Source organism: Streptomyces sp. NPDC050619, assembly GCF_040654815.1.
Classification (GTDB): domain Bacteria; phylum Actinomycetota; class Actinomycetes; order Streptomycetales; family Streptomycetaceae; genus Streptomyces.
This window is the reverse complement of record NZ_JBFAIR010000010.1, coordinates 229,515-246,777: the sequence shown is the minus strand read 5'-3', so window position 1 is coordinate 246,777 and position 17,263 is coordinate 229,515. Positions and strand designations below refer to the sequence as shown.

Sequence of the window (17,263 nt, the reverse complement as noted above, 5' to 3'; positions counted from 1 at the left end):
GATGACGAACCTGACCGAACTGACCGCAGTACAACTCGTCGACGGCTATCGCAAGGGCGAATTCAGCCCTGTGGAGGTGACCCGAGCGACCCTGGAGCGAGCCGAGCGGATCCAGCCGGAGCTGAACGCGTTCGTGCGCCTCACCGCGGACGAGGCCCTCGCGCAGGCACGGGAGTCGGCCGATCGCTGGCGGCGCGGCGCACCGGCCGGGCTGGTGGACGGCGTCCCCGTCACGGTGAAGGACATCCTGCTGATGCGCGGGGCGCCGACCCTCAAGGGCTCCAGGACGATCTCGCAGCAGGGCCACTGGGACGAGGACGCCCCCTCCGTCGCCCGGCTGCGCGAGCACGGTGCCGTCTTCCTCGGCAAGACCACGACCCCCGAGTTCGGCTGGAAGGGCGTCACGGACTCCCCGCTGAACGGCGTGACCCGCAATCCGCACGACCCGGCCCGCACCGCCGGCGGCTCCAGCGGCGGCGCGGCGGCGGCCGTGGCCCGCGGCGCGGGACCGCTCGCCCTCGGCACCGACGGCGGCGGCAGTGTCCGTATCCCGGCGGCCTTCTGCGGGATCTTCGCGCTGAAGCCGACGTACGGCCGCGTGCCCCTCTACCCGGCGAGCGCCTTCGGCACGCTGGCGCATGTCGGCCCCATGACCCGCGACGCGGCGGACGCGGCACTGCTCCTCGACGTCATCGGCATCCCGGACTCCCGTGACTGGTCGGCACTCGGCTCGGCGCCCGGTTCCTTCTCGGCGGGGCTGTCGGGAGGAGTGCACGGGCTGAAGGTCGCCTACTCGCCCTCCCTCGGCGGTCAGGTGGCGGTGCAGCCGGCCGTCGCGGCGGCGGTACGGCACGCGGTGGAGCGGCTGGCGGACCTCGGCGCGTACGTCACCGAGACCGACCCCGACCTCACCGACCCGGTGGACGCCTTCCACACGCTGTGGTTCAGCGGCGCGGCCCGCGTGACCCAGCACCTGGGACCGCACCAGCGGGAGCTGCTCGACCCGGGGCTGCGGGAGATCTGCGACCAGGGCGCCCGCTACAGCGCGCTGGACTACCTGGCCGCGGTCGACGTCCGGATGGAACTCGGCCGCCGGATGGGCCGCTTCCACGACTCCTACGACCTGCTGGTGACGCCCACCCTCCCGATCACCGCGTTCGAGGCGGGCCCCGAGGTGCCGAAGGGCTCGGGCCACCGCCGCTGGACGGGCTGGACGCCGTTCACGTACCCGTTCAACATGACCCAGCAGCCCGCGGCCTCCGTACCGGTGGGGACGGACGGCGACGGGCTGCCGGTGGGCCTTCAGATCGTCGCCGCCCGGCACCGGGACGATCTGGTGCTGCGGGCGGCGCACGCCTTGTACGAGGCAGGGGTCACGACGGCCTGAATCCGACCGTCACGACGCTCGGCTTGCGGCCGTCACGACGCTCGACTTCCGGCCGTCACGCCCGTCGGAAGCTGAGCGTCTCCCCCACCGCCCCGGTCCGCCACAGGTCGTTGCACGCGTCCGCCATCTCGTCCAGGCCCTCGATGATCTGGCCCCAGACGATGCCCGGCACCCAGCCCACGTCGCCGTTGAGGAGGAGGTTGTTGCGCTCGTAGAAGAGCGCCAGGTCGACGACGGTCGTGCCGGGGCGGACCTCGCGCTCGTAGCCGTAGGCCTGGGTGCCGAGCTCCGTGCCGGCGAAGGAGAAGTAGCACAGGTCGCCCGGGATCGGGGTGACCGTCGGGTTCTCCAGCGGGGGCTCCGCCGTCGCGAACGGCGGGAAAAGGGCGTAGATCTCGTTGCGGGCGTACTTCGCGTGGTAGACGTCGCTGCTCAGGGGCAGCGCGTCCCACACCGCCGCGCAGGTGATGGGCGCCCGGTCGTCGAGCAGCCGTGCCGTGCACCGGACCCCGCGCCGTTCGAGCGCGACTTCGATGTGGCGTTCCGCCATTGAGTCTCCTTCGGGTCTCCGCTGGTGTCCTGCGGGCCTGCCTGCCCCGTGGCGCGCGTTTCAATCGGTGGCTGGAACGCACTACCCCCATGTGTGAAGAATCGGAAACCGACCGGCATACCGGGTGACGATCCGGGTAGCCGCGCGCCCATGGTTGGAGTGCAGGCAGACGACAACGGCTCACGAGGCACGACTAGATCCGGCATCCGCCGCCGCACCCTGCTCTCGGGCACGGCCGCCCTGGCCACCGCGGGCGCGGTCGGTGCGAGCAGCGGATGCAGCCGGGTGGCCACGGCCGACACCGGAGACGGCGGGCACCTGCTCGACCAGCTGCGGGCCAACGGCACCGTGCGGCTGGGCATAGCGGGCGAGCAGCCCTATGGATACATCGGAAAGGACGGCAAGATCACGGGTTCGGCACCGGCCATCGCCACCCGTATCTTCCAGAATCTCGGCGTCGACAAGGTCGAGCCGTTCCCGACGGAGTTCGGTTCCCTGATCTTCGGGCTGAACTCCTTGCAGTTCGACGTGGTCGCCGCCGGCATGTACATCAATCCGGAGCGCTGCGAGCAGGTGCTCTTCGCCGACCCGGAGTACCAGATGAAGGACGCCTTCATCGTGCCGAAGGGCAATCCGAAGAATCTGCGCACCTACGCCGACATCGCACGGGCCGGGGCCCGGATGGCGACCGGTATCGGCTACGCGGAGATCGACTACGCCAAGGAGGCAGGGGTGAAGCAGATCACCACCCTGCCCGATCAGCTGGCCGGTCTCCTCGCCGTCGAACAGGGCCGGGTCGATGTCTTCGTGGGTACCGCGGTCACGGTGCGCCTCGTGGTCGAGCAGAGCCGCAGCTCGAAGGTGGAGGCGACGGAGGAGGTCACGCCGTACATGGACGGCAAACCGGTCATCGACGTCGGCGCGTTCGCGTTCCGCATGCCGGAGACGAACCTGCGTGACGCCTTCAACCGGGAGCTGTACAAGCTGAAGCGCAGCGGCGAACTGCTGGAGATCATGCGGCCCTTCGGGTTCACCAAGGACCAGATGACGACCATCACGGCCAAGGAGAAGTGCCAGGCATGAGTGACATCGGCTCAGGCCTGTGGGCCATCCTGTTCAAGGGCGTCTGGATCACCGTCCAGCTGACCGTCTACAGTGCCGCGCTCGGCGTGGTCGTCGCCTTCGTCGTGGGCACCGCGCGCACCCACCGGCTGTGGATCGTACGGTTCCTGTCGGGGGCGTACTTCGAGATCTTCCGTGGCACCTCCGCCCTGGTCCTGATGACCTGGGTGTTCTTCGTGGTGCCGTTGACCCTGGGCTGGCAGCTCGTGCCGATGTGGGCCGCCGTGCTCACGCTGGGCTGCACCTACGGCGCCTACGGCTCGGAGATCGTGCGCGGCGCGCTGGCCGCGGTGCCGCCGGCCCAGCGCGAGGCGGGCGTCGCGCTCGGCTTCACGCCCGCCCAGCGGCTGCGGAAGGTCGTGCTGCCGCAGGCCTGGCCGGAAATGGTGCCTCCCTTCAACAACCTGCTCATCGAGCTGCTGAAGGGCACCGCCCTGGTGTCGGTCCTGGGTGTCAGTGACATCACCTTCGGGGCCCAGCTGGTGCGCAACGCCACCGGTGAGAGCGCTCCCGTCTACACGATCATCCTCGTCATGTACTTCGTCCTGGCCTTCATCCTCACCCGCGTGATGCGGCTGGTGGAACGCAGGGCCAAGGCGAGTGTCGGGCAGGCCCCGCCCAAGGATCGCGCCGTGACCCGCAAACCCTCCGGCACCGACCCGCGACCGGACCTCGTCGGCACCCCGACCGCTCCCGGAGGTGCCTCATGAAGTGGGACTGGTCCACTGTGGGCGACTTCATGCCGGAGTTCTGGGACGGCGTGGTCGTCACCCTTCAGGCCCTGGTACTGGGCTCGCTGATCGCCTTCGCCCTGGGCCTGGTCTGGGCGCTGGCCCAGCGCTCGTCCCTGAAGGTGGTGAGCTGGCCGGTCACGGCCATCACGGAGTTCATCCGCAACACCCCGCTGCTGGTGCAGCTGTTCTTCATCTTCTACGTCCTGCCCGAGTGGGGTCTGACCCTCTCGGCGCTGGCCACGGGCGTGCTCGGCCTGGGGCTGCACTACTCCACGTACACCGCGGAGGTGTACCGCGCCGGCATCGACGGCGTGCCCGTCGGCCAGTGGGAGGCGGCGACGGCCCTCAATCTGCCGCGCACGCGCACCTGGACCGTGGTGATCCTGCCCCAGGCGCTGCGCCGCGTCGTGCCCGCGCTGGGCAACTACGTCATCGCGATGCTGAAGGACTCGCCGATGCTCATGACGATCGGTGTGCTGGAGATGCTCGGCCGGGCCCGCCAGTTCGGTTCGCAGACCTTCCAGATGAACGAACCGATCGTGATCGTCGGCATCGCCTTCATCGTCATCGCCTATCCCGCCTCCCTCCTCCTCCGAGCACTGGAGCGTCGCCTTGCCCGCTGAGACAGAACCCACGACACCCACCGAACCCACGCCCACCGACGCGCCCGCCGTGGACCGGCGTGAGCTGATCCGCCTCGAACAGGTCAGCAAGCGCTTCGGCAGCAACACCGTGCTCGACCGGCTCGACTTCTCCGTCGACACCGGCAAGCACGTCACGCTGATCGGTCCGTCGGGTTCCGGCAAGACGACGATCCTGCGGCTGCTGATGACCCTGACCAAGCCCGACGAGGGCACGATCACCGTCGACGGGGAGCAGCTCTTCCCGGCCCCGGAGAAGCAGGTCCGCGAGGTCCGCAAGAAGATCGGGATGGTGTTCCAGCAGTTCAACCTGTTCCCGAACATGACGGCCCTCAGGAACATCACCGAGGCCCCCGTCACCGTCCTCGGCATGTCCAAGGACGAGGCGGAGGAGCGCGCCCGCGGGCTGCTCGACCTGGTGGGCCTCGCCGACAAGGCGGACTCCCGCCCGACCCAGCTGTCCGGCGGCCAGCAGCAGCGGGTGGCGATCGCCCGGGCGCTGGCGATGCGGCCGCAGGTGCTGCTGCTGGACGAGGTGACGTCGGCGCTCGACCCGGAGCTGGTGGCGGGCGTGCTCGACGTGCTGCGGGACATCGCCCGCACCACCGACATCACGATGCTCTGCGTGACGCACGAGATGAATTTCGCCCGGGACATCTCCGACCAGGTGCTGATGTTCGACTCGGGCCGCGTCATCGAGTCCGGGCCGCCGGAGAAGCTCTTCGGCGACCCCGACCACGCACGCACACGGGAATTCCTGAGCGCGGTTCTGTAGCGCGGTTCTGTCCTGGGCCCGCAGGCTGGGCGGAGCCGCCGGATCTGTGGTCCGGGCGTCGGTGACATCGTGACCGACGCCCGGCCAACGGCATATACCGATCGGGAACAGCCCCTCCGACAGCAGCCGTTGGCGGCTATCGTGGAGGGGATTGGCTGTCCGGATTACGGCCCCGTTGTAAAGCACCGAGCGAGCGCAGGGGGAAACACCGTGGCGCTGATGCACGAGCCGACCGCGCCGTACCACTCGGCCCAGGACGCCCTGCGTGTCCTGGAGACCGTGTCGCGGCACACCACCGGAATCACCGACACCCGCCTCGCCAGCCTGACCGGCCTCGGCCCGGAGCGCCTGACCACGCTCCTGCGCATGCTGCGCCGCGAGGGATACGTCGAGCAGGTGGCCGACGGGGCGTACGTCACCGGGGCCGCCCTCACCCGCCTCTGCGACGCCCAGGACCGCGACCAGGCCCTGCGCGAGAAACTCCAGCGCACCCTGGACCGGCTGCGCGACTCGATCGGCGCCGCCGTCTACATCAGCCGGTACGTCGACGGCGAGGTCACGATCGCCCAGTACGCCGACGGCCCCGCGACTCCCTCGGTCAACGAGTGGGTCGACTTCCGCTACTCCGCCCACGCCACCGCGCTCGGCAAGAGCCTGCTGGGCCAGCTCGACCACAACGGCCGGCGCGACCACCTCGCCCGGCACAAGATGGCCCGCCTCACCTCGCGCACCATCACCAGCGACAGGCTGCTGCTCTCCCGCCTGGAGACCCAGCCGCCGACGGTGCCCCACCTCGACCTCCAGGAGTACGCGGTCGGCACGGTCTGCGCGGCCGTCCCGATCACGGCCGGCTCCTCGGTCGGCTGCCTGGCCCTGTCCCTCCCGGTCGAGCACGCCCACCGCCTGCGCCAGGCCGCGGACAAGCTGAACCGGGGGGCGGCTCCGGTACTGCTGTCGCTGGCGATCTAGAGCGGGCCGCGCGTCACAAGCACTCCTTGGGACCAGGTAGTATTTTCTGTGTCGTCGGCCGCGAAAAGCGTCTGGCGGGAGTCACGCGCCGCTAGCTCAGTTGGTTAGAGCAGCTGACTCTTAATCAGCGGGTCCGGGGTTCGAGTCCCTGGCGGCGCACGGATGAAGGGCCTCTCGTGGAAACGAGGGGCCCTTCGGCGTCCGCCGAGGTCAGCCTCCGGTACGTCTGCTCCCCGGGAGGCCGCCACCACACCGGATCCGCGCAGCGGACCCCCTCCTTCCTGAGCCGCGCCCGGTGGATCTTGTTCGTGGCCGTGACCGGCATCCGCTCCACCACGCGCACGAACCGGGGCGCCATCTTCGTCCCCAGGTCCGGCTGGGCGAGCAGGAACTCGGCGAAGCCGAGCGGGTCGAAGTCACCGGCGAGCGCCGCCATCACCTGGTCCCCGGTCACCGGGTCCGGCACCGCGTAGACAGCGACGGCGACCGCGCCCTCGTACCGGGCGAGGATGTTCTCGATCACCGCGGCGGCCAGGTTCTCGCTGTCGACGCGCAGCCGGTCGTCGGTGCGGCCGGCGAAGTAGAGGAAGCCGTCGGTGTCCCGGTAGAAGAGGTCGCCGGTCCAGTACCAGCCGTCGTTCCGCAGCCGCTCCGCCTCCGCGTCCGGGTTGCGCCAGTAGCCCTCGAAGGGGCTGGGCCCGCGGTTGACCAGTTCGCCGATGGCTTCGTCGCCGTTCAGCAGCCGCCCCGTCGCGTCGAAGACCGCCGGCGGGCACTCCTCGCGGGTGGCCGGATCCAGCACCGCGAGTCCGGGTGGCGCCGGGCCGACCGCGCCGGGCGGCGTGCCGGGCCGCCACTGGATCGCCGCGCCGCCCTCGGACGACCCGTAGCCCTCCACCAGCCGCACCCCGAACCGCCGCTCGAAGGCCGCCGCGTCCACCGCCCCCGCCTCGGTGCCGAAACCCAGCCGCAGCGGGTTGTCGCGGTCGTCGGGGCGTGGCTCGGTGGCGAGGAGGTACTGGACGGCCCGGCCCACGTACGTGAAGTACGTCGCCCCGTACTGCCGTACGTCCGCCAGGAACCGTGACGCCGAGAACCGCCGCCGCAGCGCCACCCCCGCCCCGGCCGAGAGCGCGGGCGCCCAGTCGGCGATCACCGCGTTGCCGTGGAACATCGGCATGCAGACGTAGTGCACGTCGTCGGGGCGGACGGTGAACTGGTCGGCCAGGGAGCGGCCGGCGGCGGCCAGGCGGCCCTGGGTGCAGATCGCGGCCTTGGGGGCGCCGGTCGAGCCCGAGGTGAAGTAGAGGAGGAGGCGGTCGGCGGGGGTGGCCCGGGAGGCGTCCGGCCGGGCGCCCGCGTAGGGCGCGAGGAGGTCGTCGTACTCCTGGGTGTCCGTGACCAGCAGGCGTACGCCGGGTAGTTCCAGGCCGGCGAGGAGCGGGAGGTGGGTGCGCTCGGTGATCAGGATCCGGCACTCGGTGTGCAGGATGTCGCGGGCGAGTTCGGGGCCCCGGCGGGTGGGGTTGATGCCGGCGACGGCGGTGCGCGCGAGGGCCGCCGCGCTCAACCACATCGGGTATTCGGGGGTGTTGTCGAGCAGGATCCCGATGTGCGCCTCGGGCGGCAGCAGATCGGCCAGCAGGGCCGCCCGGGCCGCGGCCCCCGCCGCCACCTCGTGGTGCGTGAGCACCCTCCCCATCTCGCACCACAGCCCCGGCCGGTGGTCGCCCCACCGGCCGGCGACGAGTTCCGCGACGGTACGCCTCGTGGACTCCATGGGGGCGCACGGTAGTTGACGTACCGTCAGATGTGGAGACTAGCGACCGCAGTCGCCCATCACGTCGTTCAGAACGTGACGTCCGAGCAGGCGTAGAACGCGTTGGCCGTGTCCGCGACCGTCCATACCGCGACGATGACGTGGTGGCCGCTCAGCCCCGACGGCAGGGTGCCGCTGTGGGAGAGCGTGGCGGGGGGACGCTGGCCGCCGTAGGGGACGGTCAGGAACGGGGTGAGGTTGAGGTCGGAGCGGGCCAGGTTGTGGTTCTGGTTCCAGCCCGGCTTGGTGACGTAGTACCGGAAGTCGGTCGTGGCGTGCATGGCCGTGAACTGCCAGCGGAACGTGTAGCTCTGGCCGCCGCTCACCTTCGTGGTGGGCCAGGCGCCGCCCGAGGGGGTCTTCGGGCTGTCGAGCTGCGCGAAGGGCGTGTTGTTCGCGGAACAAATCCGCCCGTCGGCCGGACCGGAGGCCGGGAAGCCCTTGGGGCCCTCGACGCTCTGGGGCTCCCACTGGATGTTGCCGCAGTTGGTCACGGTGCCGTTCTGGCAGAGCTTCTGACGGCTGACGGGGAGGTCGGTGTAGCCGTGGCCGCTCGCGCCGCCCGACGAGAGCACGAGGGCTCCGGTCGTCGCGAGGCCGAGCGCGGCGGCGTACCACTTGGTCTTTTTGCGCATGCTGCTGCTCCTGGAGAACGTGGGGGAGTTCACTGAGCTGTGCAGGTAGGTCTAGACCAAGTCGCAGGTTATTACTGCCGATTGAACATGTCCATACCAATCACGCAGACGCGTCCCCGCGCCCCGCGCAGAACGCGACCGTCAGGTCCTTCACCAGCGCCTTCCGCTCGTAGTCGTCGAGTTCGACCAGCCCCCGCATGGTCAGCCGGGTCACCGTGTCCTCCACCGAGTCGACCACCGACGTGAGCACGCTCGCCCGGTGCTGGGCATCCAGCGCGGCGATCCGGCGCCGGTGCATCGCGGCGGCGACCTCGGGGGCGTACTCGACGCGCAGCGGGTGCACCGAGAACACCTCGATGCCGACCGGCGCCGCGTCCGCCGCCACCAGCCGGGTCAGCGCCTCCCCGGCGGTGGCCCCTCGCCCGGACCCCGGCAGCTCCACCGGCACCCGGGCGAGCGCCACCTCCACGCACGCGCGCAGATACGTCTCGTGGTCCTCGATCCCCAGCATGGCCCGCGCGGTGTCCCGCACCCGCCACACCACCAGGACCACCGCCCGCAGCGCGACCCCGCTCGCGTCGGCCGCGGGCATCGGCTCGCTGCGCCAGTGCCGCAGCCGTACGTCGATCCGGCGGCGCAGCAGCATCGGGTTGACCCACATCAGGCCGGTGCGCCGGACGGTCCCCCGGTAGCGGCCGAAGAGGCCGAGCACCCAGGCCCGCCCGGTCCGGCCGCGGGCCAGCCCGCCGAAGCCGAACAGCCCGAGAGCCCCCGCCCCCGCGTACGCCGCCCACTGCACGGGACCGAGGCCCGCCGCAGCGGACGACGGCAGCCCCAGCGCCTCCACCACGAGCGGCGGCAGCGCGCCCGCCCACCACGAGGTGGCGAGACATCCGGCCATCCCGCAGGCACCGGCGAGCACCCCCGCCGAACCCGGCAGCACCCGCGCGGGCCGCTCCACCAGCGCGGGGTCGACCTTCGGGACGGGGCTCGGTTTCGCGGGCACAGGACGCCGGAAGCGCGGCTGCTCCCCCGTGCCCTGCCGGCGCCCCACCACCGCGGGCCGCAGCGGCACCGACACCGGGTCGGGCTCGTCCCGGAACAGCAGGTGGACGGGGATCTCGGTGGTCGACTCGTTCTGGATGAGCCGGGCGGGCCTCGACGGGCCCTCGGACTCGGGGGTGTGGGAAGTGGTCGTACTCATGCGTGCCTCCAGCCTCCGCGCCAGATGCGCCACAACAGGTGGTCAGGAAAAGAGCCGCCGCCAGGTCTCCGGCCCCGGATAGCCGTCCGCCGCGCCGCCCCGCCATCCCTGGGCGCGCTGGAAGGCCTCGACGTTGCGCCGGTCCGCCTCGCCCCAGCGCGGTCCCGGCCCGGTCGTGTAGTACTTGCCGAATCCCTTCTTCACCAGCTGCTTTCCGAGCAGGGTGACGTACGTGTTGGCCGCTCCGGGCCGGAACATCGCCCGCCCCGGATAGCCGGACACCCCGTGCGAGGCGGGCGCCGGCGGGCCCGCCGTCCCAGCCGTGATGTCCCTGCCCTCCCCCGTCACCAGCAGCGCCCAGGTCCGCGGGCCCGGCAGCCCGTCGGCGTCCTGGCCCCGCCAGCCCTGCGCCTGCTGGAAGGCCCGGGTCGCCCTGCGGTCCGCGTCCGACCAGCGGGGGCCGGGGCCGGAGGTGTAGTAGCGCCCGGCACCGCGTTCGACGAGCATGCGGCCGAGCCGGGTGACGTGCTTGTTGTTCGCGCCGGGGCCGAAATACGCCCTTCCGGGGTACGGCGTCCCGGCCGGCGCACCCGGCTTCCCACTGCCGGACTGCGCCGCGTCTGGCTTCTCCGTGCCGGGCTTCTCCGTGCCGGGCTTCTCCGTGCTCGGCTTCTCCGTGCCGGGCCGCACCCCCGTCGGGCCGCCCGCGAGCCCCTTGTAGCGGTAGGCGCGATAGCGGTCGGAATGGCTCCAATAGGCGTACGGGGTGGACTGCCGGCGGGCGTAGGGGCGGGTCTCCTCGTAGGCGATGTAGTAGGTGTGCGTGTAGTCCGTCCAGCCGCCGAAAATGACGACGTGGGACCCCTTCTCGGGGTCGGCCGGATTGTGGAACAGCAGAATGTCGCCGGGCTGGAGATCCTCCTTGGAAATCCGCACCCCGTACTGCTCGAGGCTGCCCGTCCACTCGTTTCCGGGCAGGTTCCAGGCCATCGAAACGAAGCCCGAACAGTCCTGCCGGTATCCGTCGCCCCAGTACGCGTACATGCTGTACGGCACCTTCGCGGCGACCCATTTCTTGGCCCGCTTGATGATGTCCGCGCGGGTGGTCTCGGGCGTCCTGACCGGGCCGGCCGGCCTCGCCGGTTTCCCGGCCGGGCCGTGCAGCGGGGCCTTGCCTCCCTGCGGGGTGTCGGGCTCGTCATCTGCGGGAACGCCCGGACGGGCCGGTGCGTGGGGGGCGGCGAGGGCCGGGGCCGCCTGCCCGGCCACGAGGGCGGTGGAGGCCGCCGCGGCGAGGAGGACGGCCCGGTGGGCTGCCGGATGGCGGCCGGACCGGGTCTGAGGAAAACGCGGCAGGACGCGCCGCCAGTGAACGCATCCGGGGCAGCCGCAGTCGCTCGCGGGATCGAATTCCTCGAATACCGGAGTCGCCATGCGATTCCCCTCACACTCCAGCTGAAAATGTTCGCGGCTGTGCACATTCGTCAGTTTCTCAACTGTCTTCGGCACGCGCATGTTGACGGTCCGAATGATGTACGGGGGCCCTCCGGGGGAGTGGGCGGTCCGGGGCACTCCCCCGCATCCGGTAGAGTCGTGCGGGTCACGCGCCGCTAGCTCAGTTGGTTAGAGCAGCTGACTCTTAATCAGCGGGTCCGGGGTTCGAGTCCCTGGCGGCGCACGGACAGGACGGCCTCCCTCGTTCACCCGAGGGGGGCCGTCCTCTGTTTTCACCCACACGGGCCACATTGACCACATTGAGCGCGTATGACCGGTAAACACCGCGTTTCGTATCTTGCGATCAAGATGAACACCGTAGAACCCTGGTTTTCAAGATGCCGCGTATACGCGGTAGTTGGGGGGCAAGAAGCCGGTTGCGCCGGTGTCGCGGGGAGAGGGGCCCCGTTCATGGAGCGATGCCGAGGGGGGCATCATGCAACCGGAACGTCGCAGTTCTGTGTCCATAGATGTGGATCGTGTGGTGACTGCGGCTCAGCGCTGATACCACTGTGAAGGGTCGAGGGGGACCCGAGCAGCGGTAAAGAAACGACACCACGCGGTGACTCGCGTGTGGGGGGATGACTCATGACGTCGACGCCGACGGGCGCCCGGCAGAACTACGACCCGTCCCAGACCACCCAGCTCAGGGTGCCGTCACACCGGACCGGTGCGTTCCGACGGATCAAGAAGACACTGCCGAAGTACGACTACGAGCACTACAGCCGGCTGGCAGGTCCCCTCACCCAACCCGACCCGAGCAAGCCGTACAGAGTGCAGTACCGCTCGCTGATCTCGCAGGAGCCGCACCGCATCCGGGTCGCGCTGATGCTCGCCGCCGCGCCGCTGCTCTCGCTGGTCCTGCTGACCTGGCTGCTCCAGCCCGAGCACTGGACCGAGCGCGACTACCCGGCCTTCTCCTGGCTGCCCGCGCTCGACATCGTGATGCTCGTCTCGATCGGCCTCATCGAGTTCTTCCGCTGTATGAACGTGGTCTCGAACGCGCACGCCACCCTGGTCGCCCGCGACCCGATTCCGGTCGTGCCCGAGACCGGCACCAAAGTCGCCTTCCTCACCTCCTTCGTGCCCGGCAAGGAGCCGCTGGAGATGGTGACGAAGACCCTGGAAGCCGCGGTACGCATCCGCCACCGCGGCCTCATGCACGTCTGGCTGCTCGACGAGGGCGACGACCCGGCGGTCAAGGAGGTCTGCGCCCGGCTCGGCGTGCACCACTTCTCCCGCAAGGGCGTCGCGAAGTGGAACCAGCCCCAGGGCCCGCACCGCGCCAAGACCAAGCACGGCAACTACAACGCCTGGCTGGAAGCCCACGGCGACGACTACGACTTCTTCGCCTCGGTCGACACCGACCATGTGCCGCTGCCCAACTACCTCGAGCGGATGCTCGGTTTCTTCCGCGACCCGAACATCGGCTTCGTCATCGGCCCGCAGGTCTACGGCAACTACGACAACCCGATCACCAAGGCCGCCGAGTCGCAGCAGTTCCTCTTCCACGCGCTGATCCAGCGCGCCGGCAACAGGTACGGCTCCCCGATGTTCGTGGGCACCTCGAACGCCGTACGGATCAAGGCGATCAAGCAGATCGGCGGCCTGTACGACTCGATCACCGAGGACATGGCCACCGGCTTCGAGATGCACCGCGCGAAGAACCCGGCCACGGGCAAGAAGTGGCGGTCGGTCTACACCCCGGACGTGCTCGCGGTCGGCGAAGGGCCCAACGCCTGGACGGACTTCTTCACGCAGCAGCTGCGCTGGTCGCGGGGGACCTACGAGACCATCCTCAAGCAGTACTGGAAGGGCTGGTACTCGCTGCCGCCGAGCAAGCTCTTCAACTACACGATGATGATCATCTTCTACCCGATGTCCGCCCTCAACTGGATCCTTGCGGCCCTGAGTTGTGCGCTGTTCCTGGGCCTGGGCGCCTCGGGTGTGAACATCGACCCGACCGTGTGGCTGATGCTGTACGGCAACGCGTCGGTGCTCCAGATCGGCCTGTACATCTGGAACCGGCGGCACAACGTCTCCCCGCACGAGCCGGAGGGCTCCGGCGGTGTGGCGGGCATGGTGATGTCGGCGCTCTCCGCGCCGATCTACGCCCGCTCGCTGATGGACGCCGTGCTGCGCCGCAAGAGCAAGTTCGTGGTGACGCCCAAGGGCGACTCGGCCAGCCCGGACACACTGCTGGGGACCTTCCGTATCCACCTGTTCTTCATCATGGTCTTCGGCGCGTCGATCGCCGCCGGATTCGTGTTCGGGCACTCGCACCCCGCGATGGTCATCTGGGCGTGCTTCGCGCTGCTGATCACCGCGTCGCCGATCCTCGCCTGGCGCTGGTCGCTGCGGGGGGCGAAGAAGAAGCCGGCCGCGCCGCAGCAGGAGCCTCAGGACTCGGTGGTTCCTGCGGCTGCGGCGGCTCCTGCGGCTCCTGCGGCTCCTGCGGCTCCTGCGGGGGCTCACTCTGGGGCTCCTGTGGCGGTTCCCCCGGGTGCCTATCAGCCGCAGCCGCTGCCCGCGCAGCGCACCCCGGCCCAGCACACCCCGCAGCACAAGCCGAGCTGGGCCGCCTCGAACGGGGGCGCGAGCGGGAGCGATGACCAGACCATGCAGATCGCCCTTGGTGGACTTGGGGGACGTAAGGAATGAAGGACCGTGCAGGGCACCGCCGCGCCCGTCGACTCGCGATTGGTTCAGCGGTGGTGCTCGCGCTGGCCGGGATGAACGGGCCGTGGCTGTACCGCTTCGGCACCGAGAAATACCACCAGTACCAGATCAACAGACCCGAGTACAAAGCCGCGAACGGCAAATGGGACACCATCGAGTTCCCGAAGGAATACCGGCAGAACACCATTCACGCGGCGCTGCTGCGCACCGGCAAAGTGCTGCTCGTCGCGGGTTCGGGAAACAACCAGGACAACTTCGACGACAAGAAGTTCGACACCCGGATCTGGGACCCGGTCAAGGGCACCATCAAGAAGGTCCCGACGCCCAAGGACCTGTTCTGCACCGGCCACACGCAGCTCGCCAACGGCAATCTGCTGATCGCCGGCGGCACCAAGCGGTACGAGAAGCTGAAGGGTGACGTCACCAAGGCCGGCGGCCTGATGATCGTCCACAACGAGAACCCGGACAAGCCGATCACCCTGCCCGCGGGCACCAAGTTCGTGGGCAAGGAGAACGGCAAGACCTTCGTGTCGAAGGACCCGGTCGTCGTCGAGCGGGCGACGAAGAACTTCGACAAGCGGACCGGCAGGTTCCTCGGCAACACCCCGGGCCTGGGCCGGATTTACGTCGAGGCGCAGAACAGCGGCGCCAAGTACCAGACCGGCACACAGGACAACTACACCGTCCAGGGCCTTTCCGGTGTCGACGCCAAGAACACGTACGGCATCGCGCAGAAACTCGCCCTCGACAAGAAAGATTTCCAGGGTATTCGGGACGCCTTCGAATTCGACCCGATCGCCGAGAAGTACATCAAGGTCGACCCGATGAAGGAGGCCCGCTGGTATCCGACGCTCACCACCCTGAGCAACGGCAAGATCCTCAGCGTCTCCGGCCTCGACGACATCGGCCAGCTGGTCCCGGGCAAGAACGAGGTCTTCGACCCGAAGACCAAGAAGTGGACCTACCTGCCGAAGACCATGCAGCTCCCGACGTACCCGGCGCTGTTCCTGATGCAGAACGGCAAGATCTTCTACTCGGGTGCGAACGCGGGCTACGGACCGGACGACGTGGGCCGCGACCCGGGCATCTGGGACGTGGACACCAACAAGTTCACCAAGGTGCCCGGGCTCAGCGACCCGGACAAGCTGGAGACGGCCGGGACCGTGCTGCTGCCGCCGGCGCAGGACGAGAAGTACATGGTGATCGGCGGCGGCGGGGTCGGCGAGTCCAAGCTGTCCAGCAACAAGACGCGGATCATCGACCTGAAGGCCGACGACCCGAAGTTCGTGGACGGGCCGGCACTGGAGAAGGGGACGCGCTATCCGCAGGCGTCGGTCCTGCCGGACGACTCCGTGCTGGTTTCCGGGGGTTCGGAGGACTATCGCGGGCGCGGTGATTCCAACATTCTTCAGGCTCGGCTGTATCACCCGGACACGAACACGTTCGAGGAGATGGCCGATCCTCTGGTGGGGCGCAACTACCATTCCGGTTCGCTGCTGTTGCCCGACGGGCGGGTGATGTTCTTCGGGTCCGACTCGCTGTACGGCGACCAGGGGAACACCAAGCCGGGGACGTTCGAGCAGCGGATCGAGATGTATACGCCGCCGTATCTGTACCGGGATTCCCGGCCGTCGTTGTCGGGTGGGCCGCAGACCATCGAGCGGGGTGGGTCGGGGACGTTCACCTCGGAGCATGCTTCGTCGATCAAGAAGGTGCGGCTGATTCGGCCGAGTGCGTCGACGCACGTGACTGACGTCGATCAGCGGTCCATCGCGCTGGACTACAAGGCGACGGGGAACAAGATCACGGTGACTGTGCCGAAGAACAAGAATCTGGTGCAGTCGGGGTGGTACATGGTGTTTGTGGATGATGATCAGGGGACGCCGTCGAAGGCGCAGTGGGTTCGAGTGCCGTAGCGCTCCCGCAGGATGACTCTTGGGTGCGGGAGCGCTGTGGCTGGTCGCGCCCACGCGGCGGAGCCGCATATGTCACAGCCCCGCGCCCCTAGGTGGCTGAAGCCTGCGCCAGTTTCAAGGCGTAGGTGGGCCACCATTCGCCTGCCTTCGGGCCGCCCTTGCACTCGCCGTCCGACTCCCCCGGGCGCTTGCCCCAGATGTACGCGTCGACCAGCGGGTCCGATGTCTCGGTTGTCGGGGGCTCGCCCAGGGCCCGGCCCGGCGGGTTGCACCAGCGTTCGTCGGGCTTGCCCTCCTCGTAGGGGCCGTTGCCGTTGCGGCTGGTGTCGATGACGAAGGGCTTGTCGCCGGTCTTCGCGGACAGCTGCTTGCCGTACGCGATGGAGTCCTCGGTGGAGTAGAAGTTGGAGACGTTGACCGAGAAGCCGTCGGCCTGGTCGATGCCCGCCCGCTGGAGGGGCTCGAAGATCTGGTCGGGGTTGCCCCAGCCGGCGTTGCCCGCGTCCAGGTAGACCTTGGTGTTCTTCAGGGCCGCGAGCTTGCCGACCGCCTCGGTGAGCAGGGCGTAGCGCTCCTCGTGGAATTCCTGTCCGGTGCAGCCGTCGACCAGGTGCAGTACGGCGTCCGGCTCCAGGATCACCGTCGCGGAGCGGTCCTCGATGCCCTTGGCCACGCCGTCGATCCAGGCCCGGTAGGCGTCGCCGTCGGCGGCGCCGCCCTGCGAGTACTGGCCGCAGTCGCGGTGCGGGATGTTGTAGAGGACCAACAGGGCCGTGCGGTCAGCCTTTTCGGCGGCCTCGGTGAAGCCGCGCGCCTCCTGCTCCGGGTTCTCCGGGCCGATCCACTCGCCGGTCGGCTGCTCGGCGATCTTGCGGATCTGTTCGGCCTCTTCCTTCTTGCCGGCCTTCTGGTAGGTCTCCACCTGCTGCGCCGCGTTGCCCTCGGGGTTGACCCAGAACGGGTCGCCTTCCTTGGGCTGTTGGCTGATCCCGGTGCCGACGTCGTCCTCCTTGTCGTCACCGTCCCCCGAGGAACAACCCGCGATCATCAGTGCCGCCCCCAGCACCGCCGCGGACAGGCGTGTTCCAGCCCCCCTGCTGACGTACATCCAACTCCCCCTTGGGTGCACCGTTCCAAGCCTCAATCGTGACACACCAGGCACGGGGCCCACGAGGTCGTCCCGGCCTTGTCCACGAGCTGTTACAGCGCCGATGGCCGGGGGTTCCGGTCCGGGCCTGGCCGGGTCATGGCCCCTCGGACCACCTGCGCGGACTACGGAGAGCCACTGGTCCGGGACTTGGCGTTATTCGGCCTCTAGCCCCGGCGCACATCCGTTCT

At 69.4% G+C, this 17,263-nt stretch carries 14 protein-coding genes and 2 tRNA genes; 10 read left to right on the top strand and 6 right to left on the bottom strand.

Going from position 1 to position 17,263, the window contains the following annotated elements; all coding sequences use genetic code 11:
- Position 1: 1 nt before the first annotated feature.
- Positions 2–1,387, top strand: coding sequence for an amidase (locus AB0I77_RS19100; protein ID WP_363283745.1), 1,386 nt, complete (start codon positions 2–4; stop codon positions 1,385–1,387).
- Between the two features lie 55 nt (positions 1,388–1,442).
- Here the strand turns inward: AB0I77_RS19100 and AB0I77_RS19095 are convergent, their stop codons facing one another.
- On the bottom strand, positions 1,443–1,937 hold the full coding sequence (locus AB0I77_RS19095; RefSeq protein WP_363283744.1) for a DUF3830 family protein: 495 nt from the start codon (positions 1,935–1,937) through the stop codon (positions 1,443–1,445).
- Positions 1,938–2,087: 150 nt separating this feature from the next.
- On the opposite strand from AB0I77_RS19095, the gene ehuB reads away from it, so the two are divergent.
- The 6 genes from ehuB to AB0I77_RS19065 all read left to right on the top strand — a co-directional run bounded on the left by ehuB (position 2,088) and on the right by AB0I77_RS19065 (position 6,337).
- The gene (gene ehuB / locus AB0I77_RS19090) at positions 2,088–3,020 is read left to right on the top strand and encodes an ectoine/hydroxyectoine ABC transporter substrate-binding protein EhuB (protein ID WP_363283743.1); all 933 of its coding nucleotides are present in this window, start codon (positions 2,088–2,090) and stop codon (positions 3,018–3,020) included.
- Entirely contained in the window at positions 3,017–3,769 is a 753-nt protein-coding gene (gene ehuC / locus AB0I77_RS19085) for an ectoine/hydroxyectoine ABC transporter permease subunit EhuC (protein WP_363283742.1), read from the top strand. The genes ehuB and ehuC overlap by 4 nt, the downstream gene beginning before the upstream one ends.
- Entirely contained in the window at positions 3,766–4,416 is a 651-nt protein-coding gene (ehuD, locus tag AB0I77_RS19080; protein WP_363283741.1) for an ectoine/hydroxyectoine ABC transporter permease subunit EhuD, read from the top strand. The genes ehuC and ehuD overlap by 4 nt, the downstream gene beginning before the upstream one ends.
- Positions 4,417–4,465: 49 nt before the next feature.
- Entirely contained in the window at positions 4,466–5,209 is a 744-nt protein-coding gene (ehuA, locus tag AB0I77_RS19075) for an ectoine/hydroxyectoine ABC transporter ATP-binding protein EhuA (RefSeq protein ID WP_363283806.1), read from the top strand.
- Positions 5,210–5,419: 210 nt separating this feature from the next.
- Positions 5,420–6,178: an IclR family transcriptional regulator C-terminal domain-containing protein gene (locus tag AB0I77_RS19070; protein WP_363283740.1), complete on the top strand. Its 759-nt coding sequence runs from the start codon at positions 5,420–5,422 to the stop codon at positions 6,176–6,178.
- 85 nt (positions 6,179–6,263) lie between these two features.
- Positions 6,264–6,337: transfer RNA gene (locus AB0I77_RS19065), tRNA-Lys, on the top strand.
- Here the strand turns inward: AB0I77_RS19065 and AB0I77_RS19060 are convergent.
- The 4 genes from AB0I77_RS19060 to AB0I77_RS19045 form a co-directional block, all read right to left on the bottom strand.
- A complete protein-coding gene (locus tag AB0I77_RS19060) occupies positions 6,303–7,958 on the bottom strand; it encodes a long-chain-fatty-acid--CoA ligase (RefSeq protein ID WP_363283739.1) in 1,656 nt (551 codons plus the stop codon). The two genes, AB0I77_RS19065 and AB0I77_RS19060, sit on opposite strands and share 35 nt — an antisense overlap.
- 68 nt (positions 7,959–8,026) lie before the next feature.
- Positions 8,027–8,632 (bottom strand): lytic polysaccharide monooxygenase, encoded by a 606-nt coding sequence (locus tag AB0I77_RS19055; RefSeq protein ID WP_363283738.1) that lies wholly within the window; start codon positions 8,630–8,632, stop codon positions 8,027–8,029.
- A gap of 100 nt (positions 8,633–8,732) precedes the next feature.
- Entirely contained in the window at positions 8,733–9,836 is a 1,104-nt protein-coding gene (locus AB0I77_RS19050; protein WP_363283737.1) for an SPFH domain-containing protein, read from the bottom strand.
- A gap of 42 nt (positions 9,837–9,878) precedes the next feature.
- Positions 9,879–11,270, bottom strand: coding sequence for a peptidoglycan-binding protein (locus AB0I77_RS19045; RefSeq protein ID WP_363283736.1), 1,392 nt, complete (start codon positions 11,268–11,270; stop codon positions 9,879–9,881).
- A gap of 170 nt (positions 11,271–11,440) precedes the next feature.
- On the opposite strand from AB0I77_RS19045, the gene AB0I77_RS19040 reads away from it, so the two are divergent.
- The 3 genes from AB0I77_RS19040 (at position 11,441) to AB0I77_RS19030 (ending at position 15,925) form a co-directional block, all read left to right on the top strand.
- Positions 11,441–11,514: transfer RNA gene (locus tag AB0I77_RS19040), tRNA-Lys, on the top strand.
- 404 nt (positions 11,515–11,918) lie between these two features.
- Positions 11,919–13,991, top strand: coding sequence for a glycosyltransferase family 2 protein (locus AB0I77_RS19035; RefSeq protein ID WP_363283735.1), 2,073 nt, complete (start codon positions 11,919–11,921; stop codon positions 13,989–13,991).
- Positions 13,988–15,925, top strand: coding sequence for a kelch motif-containing protein (locus AB0I77_RS19030; RefSeq protein ID WP_363283734.1), 1,938 nt, complete (start codon positions 13,988–13,990; stop codon positions 15,923–15,925). Before AB0I77_RS19035 ends, AB0I77_RS19030 begins: the two co-directional genes overlap by 4 nt.
- 88 nt (positions 15,926–16,013) lie before the next feature.
- On the opposite strand, the gene AB0I77_RS19025 is transcribed toward AB0I77_RS19030, so the two are convergent.
- The gene (locus tag AB0I77_RS19025; protein WP_363283733.1) at positions 16,014–17,033 is read right to left on the bottom strand and encodes a glycoside hydrolase family 6 protein; all 1,020 of its coding nucleotides are present in this window, start codon (positions 17,031–17,033) and stop codon (positions 16,014–16,016) included.
- Between the last annotated feature and the right edge of the window lie 230 nt (positions 17,034–17,263).